The sequence below is a fragment of the Acinetobacter sp. NS-4 genome, from assembly GCF_037402435.1.
Classification (GTDB): Bacteria; Pseudomonadota; Gammaproteobacteria; order Pseudomonadales; family Moraxellaceae; genus Acinetobacter.
Genome location: NZ_JBBEUE010000004.1, coordinates 1 through 15,251, shown reverse-complemented (window position 1 = coordinate 15,251; position 15,251 = coordinate 1). Strand labels below are relative to the sequence as shown.

The following is a 15,251-nucleotide window of genomic DNA, read 5'->3' as shown; positions in this document are numbered from 1 at the left end:
TAATTCTCTTCTTATATCCTTAGCGAATTGCTATTAATTTTAATTGACCCTGATTGGTGAGCGCTTTATTTTCCAAATCTATCGCACTAGCTAAAGGAGTCAATAATATATATCGACTTTGAACAGGAATATGAACAATTCCTTCAATTTTTTGATGTGTAGTGGATGACTCAACAGCTTCATGATTTTTAAAACCTCCTGCGCCCTCAAGCACACAACCACTCGAATCTAAAAAAACTACAAATGGCCAATAAAAGGTCGGATTCTGTTGCCTTGATGCATAAGAGTTAATCTGAATATTCTGAATTGCATTGGAAATTTCCACAATTTCAAAATCAAATTGTTCTTTTAATGGTGCACGGGGCCAGACATTGACTTCCTTATCCAAACTGACAGTTTTCGCATTTTTAATTTTTTTATCCTGAATACATTGTTGACCTAAACTTTTAACAGCATCTACTTGAGAAACCCGATAATAGGTCGATGACAATGCGATGGGGTCACTATCCTGTTTTTGATTCTTCTTAAAAATTGATTGCAGCAGGGATTTACTCACCCCTTTTTCACGCTCAACCATTTGTAAACGCGTCGCTCCATGCTTGGTATCGATGATACCTTCGGGCATAGCATAAAAACGCTTCTTACCTTCCAGATTAAATTCCTGGTCTTCCAGATATTCATTTTTTATATATTGCGTACCATCAATCGTTACATAGTTTTCCGCATTTTTAGCTTCTTTTACTTCTTTAGCTGTACTGGTCGCGAGATGTATAGTTTCTTCCACCTTTTTAGGGTTGGATTGAGGTTGCAATACAGCTTTTTTCTTTTCCTCAGTTTTAGGTTCTACATACTTCGCTTGTGGTATTTTAGCCACATCAAGATGGGTAGAAGCTGTTTTTTTGGCATTTTGAACTACTACTTTATTTTCCCCCTTTAGTTGCAATGATGGGGGTGTTTGAGTAGCAGCAGTCTTAATTTCCGATTGATTAATTGAGGAATGGACTGATTGATTTTCTTGAACAATAGTATCTGCTGATGCAGATTTACTTACCTCAGTTTCTCTATTTTTGGGCTGGTATTTTTGCTGTACCACCATAGGTCGGCCATCTGGCCCAATAATAGTATAAAACTCGCCCGCATGCGAAAAAGATACCTGCACCATACATAGTGTAAGTATCGATTTCACCAATGAATTCCCTTTCATTATTTTCAATTTACCTACCATCGTGTTCTATAGTTCAATCCTAAAATCGTAACTTTGGTATCCGTTTTAACATTTAAACCCGCATATGGATTTAACAGAATATTATTTACACCCGTTTGGTTTGACAGACTACTTGTATTTGCCGGAATATTATCTTTGCTACGTAAAAAACCAATCGATAAATCTAAATCGGTATCTGCATCAAAACGATAGCCCACACCTAACCCAAACAATTGTGCATTGTTAATCGGAACCATTGTATTTCGCTTATTATCAGGAATTGCACTGCTACGAGGTTCATAACCGGCTCGTAATTTCAAACGATCCGTTGCAGAATACTCCACACCTATGCCAAAATTCCAAGGTGAAGTAAATGCCAGCGGAAGTGTAAGAGAACTGTCCCCAATATTTTCAGATAATAATTTGGCAATTTTTAATGCTGAAACTTGTCGGTCAAATTCAAATTTAAACTTGTCCCAAGCTTTATAGTCTGTCCAGCCTACATCAAAATTAACTTGTAAATCAGGTAAAACCTTATATTTTATTCCCGCCTGAAAATGTGCTGGATATTCAAAGTCCATTGAAACAAGTCCAGACTCGCTTGCAGGTATAGAATTCGGAAAACCTAAAATTGCAGCAAGAATTTGGCCCGTAGGAGATGACATTAAGCCATTAATCAGCTCACGAGGTGCCTTTGCATTATCAATATGATATTTGCCTTTTAAACGCATTTTTGCCGCACTTTGATACACCATACCAAAGCTAAAATCGTCAGTCGGCTCCCACATTATACCCAAGTTATAACTTGGACTAAGCGATTGCTCCATGGAAAGTTGCAATTGACCAAACTTACCAAATGGATTCATTCCCTCTTTGGTGTTACACATTCCTAACAAAAGAATGTCGGTAATAATGTCCGAGTTTTCTTTAAAAGGCGTACAAACGACTTCATCAATCATTCGTAACATACCAATTAATTCATTGGGAAAACGCAAATCCGTTTTTAGACCAATGGCTTGGTATGACATACCAATAGAAGCACCCACAGATAACTCATCATTCACTTGATAAGCAATAGATGGAGACAAATAGGTAATCCTTTCTAGAGCAACCTGTTGCCCCATATAATTCCCAGGATTACCATTTTCGGCACCAAAACCGGCAACCAAAGGTGCATACATTGCCGTGGCAAATGTTGTTTTGGAACCTGGTGGCTTATAGGCAATACCTGCTGTAGGTGCTGCCATAGGTAGACCTTCACCAAGATCAACCATTTTTTTCAATACGGGAACGTATAGACTTACGTATTCTACATCCCCATTGACGGTACCTTTAAAGTCTGTACATAAATCGGAAGAAACCTCTGGTCCATCATTACACACCATCGGGTCATCTGAATAGCCAAATACGTTATAACCAGCAGGAACTGAGAATTCCCGTTTAATGTCAAAATTTGCAAGAATCCCTTGTACATCGGTCTGCAGACCTTCAATTTTGGTCAAGGCTGCAGGGTTAAAATGAATTGCACTAATTCCTGGAGGATCTGCAGTAACAGCATTCCCCATACTTAATGATCTGATATCAACAGATAAGTTGGTACCTAATTGAGCAAAAGTTGCACTTGAACAGCCCGATACGATAATTGCTGCGGCTAACGGGCGAAGTCGAATCTTATACATACGACTACCCTCTTAGCGAAGTTTCTTACCGAAACCTAAAATATCAAGTGGGAATGACAGACCTAATGATACATCTGGTGCATCTTCTGTTAAGCCTATACCCACAGTTCCGTTGACAATGGTCTCAGGTGAAACACGAACACCCAATGAAATTGCTAAAGTGGAACTCGTCTGATCAGCCGGTGAATAACTTTCACCCGAAGTATAAGTAAATTGTGAACCTGTATTAAAACTTTGCTGATATGACATAGTCATAGACACATCATAATTAAATGAATAAGCAAAGCCTAAAGCAAAACCACCGCTGATTCCTGGTTCAAACTCATCAATGACGCGAGTACCACGGCGCTGGTTCAGTCCGGTTTCCTTAAAACCATAGTTGGCTGAAACGGAAGCGAAAAGTACAACAGGATCAATATACTTACGCGTACTTGCACCAATACCAGCAGAGTAATAACCTTTACCTGTAGCTAAATCATCAGTCGCATTAACTTCATAAGGACTATCACCCGTTTTGGTTGAAACATTCCCAAATAAAATCAGTGGTAATCTGCCTGCTTTTAGTGGAAATGGTTCCCAACGTGCACCAAAAGAAATATCACCTAAGCCAGCTGTAGAGGCATCTTTTAATAAATCTGTTTTAGCAACTAAAGGGACTGAAGCAGTGAAGGTCAGATTATCTAAAATACCATACTGAGCAGTAAAGGTATTGGTAATGGAATGAGCTGCATTTTCTTGAACACGAAGTTGATACAACTGCCCATTAGCCATCTCTGCATCAATCTGTGTATCACGATAATATGTATAATCAATATCATAATAAGATGAAATATCACCTTTTTTGATTAATGAATATTGTCTCTCATTGGAGGTAAAAACTTCTTGCAGGTTTGCTTCTTTACTAGCATCTCCTTCTTGCTGTTGTAATGCTGAAGAAGCTTGTGTATGTGCATCAACGGGTTGTGATTGCGCCGTTGTACTACTATCTACAGACGCTAAAGCTGTTGCCTCATCAGCTTGTTCATCAACAGCTTCATATTCACCAAGTGCTGACTCTTCCTCTGCGCTCACAGTTGCTACCATTTGTGTATTTGCAGGCTGCGATGCTGTAGAGTCAACTTCAGTTTCTTGCTGATCTACAACCTCATATTCTCCAAGTGCTGGTTCTTCAGCTGCATATGCCCCCCCTATTGCCATTTGAACACTCAAAGCCAATAAAGTTTTGTTCATCCATTTACAATTCATATTCCATCCCACCATTTTTCTTTTTTTAATCTGCCACTTTTATACTTTATTTACTTTTATAATAAAGGCGTAAAAAATTATATGTTGATTCCCCAAACTTTTCTGAGCTTTCGTTTACATTTTTATCTAACCGAATTGTTGAGGCTTTATCTGCAATTTTATCCATATAAAATTGTGGATATTGAATATCTACAAAAGCATAGCGATTCACAGTGGCATCTTCAACATGTCGCAAATCTGTATCATGCAATGCCAATAAATTTTTTCTTTGTTCCGGTGCAACATTAATTAAAAACAGGGTATTATTTTCCCAAATATCTTTGAAACGCGTTTCATCAAAACTGATATTGCCCAGCGCAGGATCAGCCACATAAACACGTCCATTTTTATATGCTTTAAACACAACAAAATGTTTAAATCCTGCATAAGAAATTGGCACAATTGCCGGTTCAGCCTGTTTAACTAAATCTGAAAACTCCCCTTTATATCCACCACTTTCCAAACCCATGGCTGCGACAAAGCGTTTCATATCTAAAAGAGAAAAACTACGGCGTTCAATAATTTTTTCAGTTTCACCAAACTTTAATAGACCATTCATGGTCTGTTGTTCTGATAATTGGGTACCCACATAACCATTCATCAATGTGGTTAATGCAGCTGATCCACAACTATAGTCATAGGCCTGGCGAACAATACCTCTAAACTGATCTTCTAGGGCGGGCTTAATAAGTACAGCTTCCCGGTGCATGCGATTGAAGGAATCTTGCCGAGAATCCAAGGTTTCAGTGTAATACACAGCTTCCGCTGGTTTTTTCTTAATTTCAAAGGCTTCTTTGGCAGCGTAATATATCAATGCCGAGCCTAGTGCGATCTCTAACATATATTTTGACTTTTCTAGTTAGCGGCATGACGTGCCTTTGTTCATTATTTTTTTAGAGCTTATGCTCTACATCCATGTAAAAAGGAAGATAACCTTTTTTATAAAAAAAAACAGCTTTTTTTTAGTTTTTTTGAAGAATTTCACATTATTTTTGTAAAAAAAAGCGCGTGATTTCACGCGCTTTTTTTTAATTCAGAATTAACGACCGGAAATCGTAATTACAGAACCTTTAGCCATTGATGTAGGTGAATTCATATAATAGGTTTGTAAACCTTGCACTTCTACATCACCAATAGTACCTGCAGTAGCAGTACCACGAGCACCTAGAGGTGTAGCAGTAGTAACAGATGCTGGCTTAGAACCTAAAGCAATCGCTTGAACATAAATGTCTGTTGCATTTGGACTATCATTTAAAATAACAAGCCCACCTGGAGTGACTTTAATTTTATTCGAAATAGACAAATCAGTACCATTAGCGTCAGCTACTTGGATCTTACCTAACCAGATGTCACCGCCACCAGCAGAATCATGAATACCAAGATCTGAAATTGTCAAACCACCTTGCATAGTTGTAGAAAGGTTAATCATAGCCCCTTGTGGAGATGCACCCAACTGAACATTTGCAGTCATTACACCAGTTTTAATATTAAGACCAGTTATGATTTTATTATAGTTATCTGATGCACCGCGACGGATTCCAGTTGCAGCTGTATCACCAGACTTCGCTACACCAATCTCACCAATACTAATATCTAAGCCAGATACTTGTGCAGCAATATTAATAAATGCCCCACCAGCTGCAGTAGTACCAGCATCGGTATCAATTTGTAAATCAGCCAAGTTATGTGAAGGTAATAAACTTGCCATATTTGCAGCAATTACAATACCATTAGTAGCAGTAGCACCAGTGCCATTACCTTTAATAACAATTGCACCTGCAGTCGACGTACCACCTAAAGCAGTAGCAGTTAAACCATCATTATCATGAATTAATAGCTTTTCAATTTCGATTTTAGAAATACCAATCCCGATGTTAATACCATCTTGACCAGTTGTAGCACCCAATGAAGCATCATCCATTGCTTGCATTGCCATAGCATTTGCACTAATTGCTAATGAAGAAACTAAAGCAAGTTTAGTAAATTTTTTCATTTCGTACTCTCCCAAGAGTATTATTTTTTTGATTGTTAACTACTCGATTTCACTGATTGTTTTTTATTTTTCGACAATAGTGAGTCTTTCCTTGAGCAGCTGATTTGCCCTAGTTAAGTTATATCTGTGTGATTTTTTGTTCAACTGCTGTTGGTCGCAATCTATAGGTTACCGATAAACGGTATTTACAAGTTTTATGCATAAACAATGTTATAGAATATGTCATCTATGTATCGACTTTATAAAGCAACCTCGTATGAATAAGTCTGTTATTTTTGAAAAATTGCTGATTAAACAACAGCTTAATCCTACTCAATTTCTTTTATGCCTATCGCATCTAAACCATGTCGTTTACTTAAAAAATTTAAACCAACCTGTTATTGCACTTTTTGCCTCCGAATATATGCTGATTCAGAATCAAAAAATTCAGAAATTTAACAGGACATCATTAAACCAATATCAACAGAATGCTGAATCAATTGATTTCAATCATTTTTTCAAGAAAAGCTTACAAAACTCTCATTCTGATTTTAATGGCGGTTTAATTGGTTTTATCAGTTATGATGAGGCTGCCCAGCAACAGGTCAACATTCGATCCAAAAATCAGCCTTCTTTATTTTTAGGTATTTATTACAGCTATATTAAATTGACCGATCAAGGCTGGACTTTTTTTAGTTATGAGCATGATGCTGAAGCGATTTTTCAAGTGATTCAGGAGGCCTTACAAGATAAAGACAAGCAAAATAAAAACCATCAAACATTTACACTTACGCAACCTTGTACTGCACGCTGGAGTCAACAACAATATGTCACTGCCTTTAAGCAGGTTCAAGATTATATTCGGGCCGGCGATTGCTATCAGATTAATTTGACTCAGGAATTTACAGCCAAGGCACAAGGGTTGTTGCTGGATACTGCAGGAGCATTTTGGCAACTGACCGATGCCCCTTATTCGGGTTATCTTAAAATTGATGATTTTGAATTATTAAGCTGTTCTCCCGAACTGTTTATCAATTTTGAAGCAGACCGAAAAATCACTACAAAACCGATCAAAGGTACAATGCCCCGCTATAAAGATGCCGAACAAGATGAACAATCCAAGCAGAGTTTAATTCATTCGAAAAAAGACCAAGCCGAAAATGTGATGATTGTGGATTTACTGCGTAATGATTTAAGCGTGTATGCGGAAACAGGATCTGTTAAAACTCCAAAACTTTTTGAAATTGAGTCATTTAATCAGGTTCACCATATGGTCAGTGAAGTTACTGCCACTTTAAGGGAAGAGGTCAATCCTTTTCATATGCTCATGTCTGCTCTGCCGGGTGGTTCGATTACTGGCGCGCCCAAAATTCGGGCCATGCAAATTATCGAGGAACTTGAAGGTGCTCCACGCGGAGCCTACTGTGGTTCTATGGGTTATTTTAATTTTGATGGTACAGGTTCATGGAACATACTGATTCGCTCCATTCAAAAATATCAGGATGAGGTTTCCATTTGGGCGGGTGGCGGCATCACCATTGCATCTGATTGCGATGCTGAATATCAGGAATGTTTTGATAAAGTTTCTGCCATGCTGGATTTGCTCAATAGCTGGTATAAACCGGAATAATCCTTATAAAAACGAATAAAAAAGCGAACTCGAGTCTTAACTCAGGTTCGCTTTTTTATTGCTTAAATCCTGCTTTTTCGCAAAGCGGGATTTAAAAAGATTCAAGCTAAAATATCATCTTTTAAGGTATTCACCAGACGCTGGTTTTGTTCATCCGTACCGATGGTAATACGTAGGAACTGGTTAATACGTGGCTTATTGAAATAACGTACGATAATGCCACGTTCACGTAATTCAGCAGCTAATTCAGCAGCATCTTTATCTACTAAAGATGCAAAAATAAAGTTTGCACTCGATGGCAAGACTTTAAAGCCAAGCTCAACCAATTGCGTCACTAACTTTTCGCGGCTTGCAATCACTTTCTCATTTTGCGCTTCGAAGTATTCTTGATCTTCAAAAGATGCCACAGCAGCTGCAATCGCAAAACGATCGATTGGATAAGAGTTAAAACTGTTTTTGACTGCTTCCAGTGCAGCAATGAGATGTGGCTGTGCAATGGCAAAACCAACACGCAATCCAGCCAGTGAACGTGATTTAGAAGTGGTTTGACATACGACTAAATTGTCGTATTTTTCCACTAAATTGACCGCAGATTCTGCACCAAAATCAACATAAGCTTCATCAATCACCACCACAGAATTGGGGTTGGTCTGAAGAACTTCTTCAATGGCTGATAAGCCGAGTGCAATACTGGTTGGTGCATTCGGATTGGTAATGATAATCCCACCGTTGGCTTGCTTGTAGTCATCCACCACAATTTCAAAGTCGTCATTGAGCGGCAGCACTTTGGTTTTTACCCCAAAGAACTGGCTATAAACCGGATAGAAACTGTAGGTAATGTCCGGGTACAGCACTGGCAATTCCTGTACAAAAAATGCTTTGAAGATGTGTGCCAGCACTTCATCAGAACCATTCCCGACAAAGACATTACTCACATCGACTTGTTGCTGCTTGGCAATGGCTTGTTTTAAAGCCGATGCATCAGGGTCTGGATATAAACGCAATACATCTGCTGAATTTACCAATACCGCTTGAACCGCTTCCACTACTTTAGGTGATGGTGGATACGGATTTTCATTGGTATTGAGTTTTAATAAATTTTGGATTTTAGGTTGTTCGCCAGGTACGTAAGGTTCTAGTTCACGTACTTCAGGACTCCAAAAACGCATTTGTTCTGTTGTGATGGTCGACATTTTATTTTCTCTTATTTCCCTCTCCTAACCTCTCTTGCGCTTTGCTTTAAAGCAATCCTTAAAGCTCGCTCAGGGAGAGGAATCTCCATCTCATGAATAATGGAATTAAACATCAAAACTATTCTCATCATATGAGTTTCCCATCTCATTTCAGGAGATGAGCAGCACTGCTGCGCAAGGGAGAGGTTTATAATTTTAGAAAACTAGATTTTTTCATCTAGCCTACAATTCATTACTAATAACGATAACGTGCTGAGCGTGCATGAGCATCCAAGTTTTCTTGCTGTGCCAATACATCTGCAGTTTTCGCTAAAGTTTTCACGCCTTCTTGAGAGCACATGATCAAGCTTGAACGCTTCTGGAAATCATATACGCCAAGCGGTGATGAGAAGCGCGCGGTACCCGATGTTGGCAATACGTGGTTAGGACCGGCACAGTAATCGCCAATCGCTTCAGGCGTATAGCGTCCCATAAAGATCGCACCTGCATGACGGATCTCTTCAGACATTTCTTGCGCTTCGTCTAGGCAAAGCTCTAAATGCTCAGGCGCCACTTGGTTGATCAAATCAATCGCTTCTTGACGATCTTTCACCAAAACCAAAGCACCACGATTGGCAATAGAGGTACGGGCAATATCAGCTTTAGGCAACTCAGCTAGATGATCTTCAATTGCCTGTTCAACATCGTTTAAAAGCTGTTCATCTGGTGTAATGAAAACAGCTTGAGCCACAGTATCATGCTCAGCTTGAGACAATAGATCCATTGCTAACCATTTCGCGTTATTTTCGCCTTCGGCATAAACCAAAATTTCAGAAGGACCTGCAATCATGTCAATCCCGACTTGACCAAACACCGCACGTTTAGCCGCAGCCACGAAACGGTTACCTGGACCGGTAATTTTATCGACAGAAGGAATCGTTTCAGTCCCATACGCCAATGCTGCAACTGCCTGTGCTCCGCCAATGGTAAATACACGGTGAACGCCGGCCAGATATGCTGCTGCCAAAACCAGCGGATTGAGTTCACCATTCGGTGCCGGAACCACCATGATAATTTCAGGCACACCCGCAACATGTGCAGGAACCGCATTCATCAACACAGAAGATGGATAAGACGCTAAACCACCCGGTACATAAATCCCGACACGGTCAAGCGGTGTAATTTTTTGACCTAAGGTATTACCCAAAGCATCGACATAAGTCCAGCCATCCTGCTTTTGTGCTTGATGGAATTCGCGAACACGGTTAGCCGCCAATTCTAAAGCTTCACGCACTTCTGTATTTAAGCCATCGAAAGCGGTCTTTAACTGTTCTTGTGACAGTTCAAGATCTGAAAACTGATGCGCTGGATGTCGATCGAACTGTTGAGTGAGTTTAAGAACATGAGCATCACCATACTGACGAACATCAGCAATGATTTGGTCTACGGTTTTTAAAAGTTCAGGATCACTAACTGTCTCAAAAGCCAACAAGTCAGCAAAAGCTTGCTTGAAGTTTTGATCTTGAGTCGATAAACGTCGCATCAATTTACCCACAAGGTTTGAATTGGAAAAGTTTAGTTTACCTTGTTTCCTGAGTATTGTGGGCATTTATACTGCAACTATTGCTTGGGATTTCATAGAAAATTACATTGATACGCATGAATATTTCTTATGATAAAAATCACCTATAAAAAAACCGCCCAGCAGGACGGTTTTTTATTTTCTATCCAGTAAGCTTATTTAGCTTTTTCACGTTCTTCCACAGCTTTTTCAAGCTGGGCCAGAATTGGATTCAATAAGGTTTGCTTACGTTTGAAGCTGGCTTTATTTACGATCAAACGTGAAGATACTTTGCAAATTTCTTCAAGCGGTTCAAGACCATTGGCACGCAAGGTATTACCAGTATCAACCACATCGACAATGTAATCACCCAAACCAACCAATGGAGCAAGTTCCATTGAACCGTAAAGCTTAATGACATCAACCTGCTCACCTAAGCTTGCATAGTATTGACGGGTTAAGTTCACGTATTTGGTGGCAATTTTTAAACGGCCTTTCGGACGAACCATATTCACTTTGCCCGCTGTCATGAGTTTACAGTTGGCAATTTTAAGATCCAATGGCTCGTAAACATTTTGTGCGCCATGTTCCATCAGCACATCTTTACCCGCAACACCTAAATCTGCCGCACCATTTTCAACATAAGTCGGTACATCAGAAGCACGTAAAATTAAAATACGTACATGTTTATGTGTGGTTGGGAAAATCAACTTGCGAGATTTATCCGGATCTTCCAGCAAGTTAATCCCTGCTGTTTCTAGCAGAGGTAAAGTCTCTTTTAAAATACGTCCCTTACTTAATGCTAAAGTTAAACCATGATCAAAATTACCCATAACGTCAAAGTTTGGATCATCGTTTCTCATATCGCTCATTAACTTACTCGCTTAATTTGGGCACCTAAACCTTGTAATTTTGCTTCCACATCTTCATAACCGCGGTCAATATGATAGATACGGTCAATCAGGGTTTCACCTTCAGCAGCTAAAGCAGCCAAAACCAAAGAGAAAGAAGCACGTAAATCCGTTGCCATCACTGGCGCTGCAGAAAGTTTTTCTACACCCGTAACCACAGCATCATTACCTTCGACCTGAATATTTGCTCCCATTCGAGAAAGCTCAGGCACATGCATAAAACGGTTTTCAAAAATCGTTTCAGAAATTGTAGCAAAGCCGCGACCAATCGCATTGACTGCCATGATCTGTGCTTGCATATCGGTTGGAAATTCTGGATGCGGCAAAGTCTGGAAGCTGACGGCTTTAGGACGCTTGCCCATCATATCAAGTTCAATCCAGTCGTCACCACGGGTAACTTCTGCACCCATTTCTTCAAATTTATCTAAAACTGCTTCAAGTAATGCAGGGTCAGTATGCGTTGTTTTTACTTTGCCGCCAGTAATAGCAGCTGCAGCCAGATATGAACCTGTTTCGATACGGTCAGCAACTACTGCATATTCACAGCCATGTAAGCTTTCAACACCTGTAACTACAAGCGTATCTGTATCCAGTCCTTCAATTTTTGCACCCATGGCAATGAGCATTTGTGCAAGGTCAGTAATTTCAGGTTCACGCGCAGCATTACGAATTGTGGTGACGCCATCAGCCAATACCGCCGCCATCAGAATATTTTCAGTACCGCCCACAGTCACCATATCAAAGACAACTTCGCCGCCTTTAAGACGACCGTCAACTTTGGCATTAACATAACCGGCTTCAACCTCGATCTCTGCACCCAAAGCCTCTAGCGCTTTTAAGTGTTGATCGACTGGACGTGAGCCAATGGCACAACCACCTGGTAAAGATACTTTTGCACTGCCATAACGCGCCAATAAAGGACCAAGCACCAAAATTGATGCACGCATGGTTTTGACCAGTTCGTATGGTGCAAATTGATTGTCTAATGTTGAGGTATCTGCTTTAACCGTGTCGCCTTCATAGGTAATTTGTACGCCCAAACCCGCAATCAACTTCACTAAGGTGTTGACATCTTTCAGGTTTGGCACGTTAGTCAAAACAGTGGGTGTTTCAGGCAAGATCATTGCAGCAAGTAATGGAAGTGCTGCATTTTTTGCACCAGAAATACGCACTTCACCTTCGAGCTTAACACCGCCCTGAATTAAAAATTTATCCATCTAGTTCTAAGCTCCGAATAAGCTTGCTTTACGCCATTCTTCTTGGGTCATTGCACGAATAGTTACTGCATGTACTTCGCCGCTAGCAATATATGAATTTAACGGAGCATAAACCGCCTGTTGGCGTGCGACAGGACGCTTGCCCTCAAATTGTTCATCGACAATTCGAAGATCAAACTTACCACCTTGCCCACTAACTGCAACTTCAGCCTCTGGAAAAGCAGCTTTTAAAATTTCAGTGAGCTGTTCACTATTCATCACAAAGACCTCTTATAGGACCAACGGTGTAAAAACCTGCCATTTTACTATAAATATGAAAAATAAAGCATTAACGTATAACATTTAATATATAAAAAAAGAGGTCATCAAAAACCTCTTTTCGTTCAAAAACCGAACTATGCTAGCAATGGCTGGGACGAAACCTGCATTTTCCGATGCTTATGTAACTGTCTTTTAAGTTTTTCTGTTAATTTTTTAATTGAAGTATACATATCATCAGCTGTTGCCTGTGCAAATAATTCTGCCCCCGGTACACGAATAATAGCTTCAGCAATATGATTTAAACTTCCTTTTCTTGAACGTTTATCTACTTGATGATCTTTGGTCAATTTTACCTGCATACTATTAACTTGGTCTAAATGCTTGGTCATTTCAGCAAATTTTAAGCGGATATTATCTTCAATTGCAGGGGTGATAGTTAAGTGATGACCACGAATTGTTATTTGCATAATTCTATCCCTCACCTTCTTTAGGATTAGTTAAAGTCATAGCCGAAATGATCTGATGACAGAAAGAAAAATTCTGCAATTCACAATTTAAATCATCTCAACCACTCCTTTAAAAGAAAAAAGATTCATTATGTTGTCATAATGAATCCATAGAATAATCAGATTTTAAAAATTAGATCAAGACTTTTCGCTCAGAAGATGATGGAATATGTAACGACTCTCGATATTTAGCAACAGTTCGACGTGCCACATCAATCCCATCTTCTTTCAATAAATTGGCAATAATATTGTCAGATAAAGGCTTACGCGGATTTTCTTCTGAAATTAATTTTTTAATTTTCGCTCGAATCGCAATAGACGAAGCCTCTCCACCAGAAGTAGTCGCAACATGACTGGAGAAGAAATATTTCAGCTCAAACAAGCCACGTGGTGTCAACATAAATTTATTGGTTGTCACTCGTGAAACAGTCGACTCATGCAATTCAACTTCTTCTGCAATATCGCGAAGTACCAAAGGTCTCATCCCTTCAGGACCTATTTCCAAAAACATTTTTTGATGTTCTACGATACAGGTCGCAACTTTCAATAAGGTTTTATGGCGCTCATCAACGCTTTTAATAAAGTTTTTTGCATCTAGCATTTGATTGCGCAGATATTGATTATCGTTACTTTGATCTGCACGTTTAATCATATTGGCATAAAAAGAATTGACCCGTAATTTAGGCATAACATCTGGATTGAGTTGTACTTGCCAATGATCATTCTTTTTCATGACCACCACATCGGGAATTTGATAATCCGAGTCTTTCTCTTCAAACTCCATTCCCGGATAAGCTTTTAATGTTTTTAACAGGTCGACTGCACATTTCAACTGATCTGGATTCAAACCAGTCTGTTTAACCAGCTTTGGCAATTCATTCGAAATCAACAACTCGTAATGACTTAACAAGGTTAACGCTTCACGACGATAAGCGGTATGCACAGGTAAACTGTCTAATTGCACAGATAAACATTCAGCTAGGTTACGGGATGCGACACCAGCAGGATCAAGATGTTGTATATGTTTTAAAACCACCAGAACTTCATCATCTTCCACTTCATCATCGTAATCCATCGATTCCAATAAATGCTGCACAGATGCGGTGATTTCAGAAATTTCTGCGTCCAAAAACCCTTTTTCATCCAAAGAATCAACAATACAATGTGCTATCAAGCGATCCACAGCTGAAAAATGCAACAAATTAATCTGCTCTAGTACGTGTTCTTTTAGGCCTAAATGCCCCTGACGATTATCTTCACGATCCTCATATTCAGGAGAGCCCAAGCTAGTCGGTTGATGGGTATATACATCATCCCAATCTGTATCCACCGGCAGATCATCAGGCAAGGTATTGGCATTCAACTCATTGGTTAAATCTTTGTCATTACGCTCCTGATCTTCCAAAGAAGTTAAACTTTCAATATTCGATAATTCTTCTACTTTTTCTAATAAAGGATTACTATCCAGTTGAACCTGAATTTCCTGTTCAAGCTCTAAACTCGATAATTGAAGCAAACGAATGGCTTGCTGCAACTGCGGTGTCAGTGACAAGGAGTTCGCAACTTTTAATCCAACCGATAACTTCATAATTCCTCTACTCTTTTTTTGAACATTTGTTATAAGCAATTTTTATGCCTATTTATAATTTTATAGCATAGATTTTTTTAAAATCCTACATTTTTGTCATCCGATCAGCCGAACCCGTTGCAAAATGCAAATACCATCAAACACGGTCTTTCAGCGTACTATTTAAATACAGACCAGATCAGGGGCAACAGCAGCTCTCGCTTTTTATACTTTTTGATGTTTATGACTTAATTTAAACTTTTTACCTTCCCTTTATTCCCCCGCAC

Annotated in this window: 13 protein-coding genes; 1 reads left to right on the top strand and 12 read right to left on the bottom strand. The window is 39.3% G+C overall.

Annotation, left to right across the window (positions count from 1 at the left end):
* Positions 1–19 precede the first annotated feature (19 nt).
* From filE to WAE57_RS04155, 5 genes are all read right to left on the bottom strand, one after another.
* Positions 20–1,186 carry a putative pilus assembly protein FilE gene (gene filE, locus WAE57_RS04175; protein ID WP_337708519.1) on the bottom strand — a complete coding sequence of 389 codons (1,167 nt, stop codon included), beginning with the start codon at positions 1,184–1,186 and terminating at the stop codon, positions 20–22.
* Between the two features lie 32 nt (positions 1,187–1,218).
* Positions 1,219–2,883: an outer membrane protein transport protein gene (locus tag WAE57_RS04170; RefSeq protein WP_337708517.1), complete on the bottom strand. Its 1,665-nt coding sequence runs from the start codon at positions 2,881–2,883 to the stop codon at positions 1,219–1,221.
* 12 nt (positions 2,884–2,895) lie between these two features.
* Complete coding sequence (locus WAE57_RS04165) at positions 2,896–4,128, bottom strand: hypothetical protein (protein WP_337708515.1); 1,233 nt, start codon at positions 4,126–4,128, stop codon at positions 2,896–2,898.
* Positions 4,129–4,174: 46 nt separating this feature from the next.
* Positions 4,175–5,008, bottom strand: coding sequence for a C39 family peptidase (locus WAE57_RS04160; RefSeq protein ID WP_237788397.1), 834 nt, complete (start codon positions 5,006–5,008; stop codon positions 4,175–4,177).
* 198 nt (positions 5,009–5,206) lie between these two features.
* Positions 5,207–6,160 (bottom strand): DUF6160 family protein, encoded by a 954-nt coding sequence (locus WAE57_RS04155; RefSeq protein ID WP_237788398.1) that lies wholly within the window; start codon positions 6,158–6,160, stop codon positions 5,207–5,209.
* Positions 6,161–6,416: 256 nt separating this feature from the next.
* Between WAE57_RS04155 and pabB the strand changes: the two genes are divergently transcribed.
* Entirely contained in the window at positions 6,417–7,769 is a 1,353-nt protein-coding gene (pabB, locus tag WAE57_RS04150; protein ID WP_337708511.1) for an aminodeoxychorismate synthase component I, read from the top strand.
* Positions 7,770–7,870: 101 nt separating this feature from the next.
* Here the strand turns inward: pabB and hisC are convergent, their stop codons facing one another.
* The 7 genes from hisC to WAE57_RS04115 all read right to left on the bottom strand — a co-directional run bounded on the left by hisC (position 7,871) and on the right by WAE57_RS04115 (position 14,985).
* Positions 7,871–8,962, bottom strand: a complete 1,092-nt coding sequence (gene hisC / locus WAE57_RS04145; RefSeq protein ID WP_337708509.1) for a histidinol-phosphate transaminase — start codon at positions 8,960–8,962, stop codon at positions 7,871–7,873.
* A gap of 235 nt (positions 8,963–9,197) precedes the next feature.
* Positions 9,198–10,496 (bottom strand): histidinol dehydrogenase, encoded by a 1,299-nt coding sequence (gene hisD, locus WAE57_RS04140; protein ID WP_337708889.1) that lies wholly within the window; start codon positions 10,494–10,496, stop codon positions 9,198–9,200.
* A gap of 182 nt (positions 10,497–10,678) precedes the next feature.
* Positions 10,679–11,374, bottom strand: a complete 696-nt coding sequence (gene hisG / locus WAE57_RS04135; protein ID WP_337708507.1) for an ATP phosphoribosyltransferase — start codon at positions 11,372–11,374, stop codon at positions 10,679–10,681.
* The gene (gene murA, locus WAE57_RS04130; RefSeq protein ID WP_086174949.1) at positions 11,374–12,630 is read right to left on the bottom strand and encodes a UDP-N-acetylglucosamine 1-carboxyvinyltransferase; all 1,257 of its coding nucleotides are present in this window, start codon (positions 12,628–12,630) and stop codon (positions 11,374–11,376) included. Before murA ends, hisG begins: the two co-directional genes overlap by 1 nt.
* A 6-nt stretch (positions 12,631–12,636) precedes the next feature.
* Positions 12,637–12,888 carry a BolA family iron metabolism protein IbaG gene (ibaG, locus tag WAE57_RS04125; protein ID WP_086174950.1) on the bottom strand — a complete coding sequence of 84 codons (252 nt, stop codon included), beginning with the start codon at positions 12,886–12,888 and terminating at the stop codon, positions 12,637–12,639.
* A gap of 137 nt (positions 12,889–13,025) precedes the next feature.
* Complete coding sequence (raiA, locus tag WAE57_RS04120; protein WP_337708502.1) at positions 13,026–13,358, bottom strand: ribosome-associated translation inhibitor RaiA; 333 nt, start codon at positions 13,356–13,358, stop codon at positions 13,026–13,028.
* A 172-nt stretch (positions 13,359–13,530) separates the two neighbouring features.
* The gene (locus WAE57_RS04115; RefSeq protein ID WP_337708500.1) at positions 13,531–14,985 is read right to left on the bottom strand and encodes an RNA polymerase factor sigma-54; all 1,455 of its coding nucleotides are present in this window, start codon (positions 14,983–14,985) and stop codon (positions 13,531–13,533) included.
* Between the last annotated feature and the right edge of the window lie 266 nt (positions 14,986–15,251).